The following is a 1,293-nucleotide window of genomic DNA, read 5'->3' as shown; positions in this document are numbered from 1 at the left end:
GGTTAATGACCCTCTGGGTTATCTTTTGGGACTCCAAAATGTCAAGAGAAACAAAAAGATGGCAAGAAATGAGGTAACACAATGCCACGCACCGTAAATATAGCCTTAAGTTCTACGCAACGCTCTCGTATTTTCTAATTTTGATATTAAAATTTTTTCTTGACAGAATATTTTATTTATGCTACTCTGTAAATAGCCTAACTTATAATGCAGTAATATAAAACTGCCAATAGGCAGTATAATCCTAGGTTAGACTAATAAAAATAATCACACAGAGACACAAAGTCACAAAGGAATTGAATAAAACAATAAACCTTTGTGTTCTTTGTGGCTTTGTGTGAGAAAATAAAAAGGAGATATTTTAGGGTCAGCCGTGAATGTGGAATGCACAATAATTCGGTGAGGCAGAGGAAAAGGAAAAGACAGCGAATCAAAGCTTTTGTCTAACCCTGCGTTGCAGTTGACGGCGGGGGACTGTGCCGTGGTCAAAGTTTTGTGGTCTCTCAAAGTTTTATCTTGCTTATAAAGTTTAGTGGCAATCCTCCCCGCCGCACCTGAACTTTATCGTTAGACAGAGAAAGGATAATACCATGCAGACAATATCTTACATAATACTTGCTTTTTTAGTCGGTGTAATAATCTCGATATATCTACCGATGAATAGCTCAGTATCAAGATACTTAGGATCTCCTATCACTGCAAATATATCATTTTTTATGGTTGCCTTTATAGCTTCCATCTTTATCTTTGCTTTCTTTGGAGATTATAAAACAGTCTTTAATATTAAGAAGGTTCCACCATACTTATATTTAACTGGGCTTGGAGCTGCTTTGATGGTTCTTGGGACAACTTTTCTTATCCCCAAAATAGGAGCAAGAAAGTTTTTTCTCCTCGTAATGGCTGGCCAGATACTAATGGCAATGATAATAAGTCATTTTGGAGTATTGGAATCTCCAAAAGATCCAATAACCTTTAAAAAAATCATTGGGGTAATATTAGTAGTCATGGGAGCAGTAATTTCACTTAAGTAGGGAATGTTGTCTAACCAGTCGCTGCACCTGACTGCGAGGGGCTGTGGCGTGTTTGAGATAGTTTTGTAGTTTACCAAAGTTTTATCTTGCTTATGAAAGTTTAGTGGTAATTCCCCCTCGCAGCAGGTGAGCTCAATCGTTAGGGTTCTCGGGAGGTACAAAAATGGCACAGATCGAGCGACAAATCTGCTACAAGTGTGGTAGGGAATTCGCTTTGGCCCAGGTGAACGCGATCACGTTTCATTCTTTTGATCGCATTAAC

At 38.3% G+C, this 1,293-nt stretch carries 1 protein-coding gene; it reads left to right on the top strand.

What is annotated here, in order from left to right; translation table 11 throughout:
• Positions 1 to 590 precede the first annotated feature (590 nt).
• On the top strand, positions 591 to 1,031 hold the full coding sequence (locus AB1414_21080) for a DMT family transporter (GenBank protein ID MEW6609906.1): 441 nt from the start codon (positions 591 to 593) through the stop codon (positions 1,029 to 1,031).
• Positions 1,032 to 1,293: the final 262 nt, after the last annotated feature.

The organism is bacterium, from assembly GCA_040755795.1.
GTDB lineage: Bacteria > UBA9089 > CG2-30-40-21 > CG2-30-40-21 > SBAY01 > JBFLXS01.
Note: the sequence above shows the minus strand (reverse complement) of the source record. Positions and strands in the feature narration are given on the sequence as shown.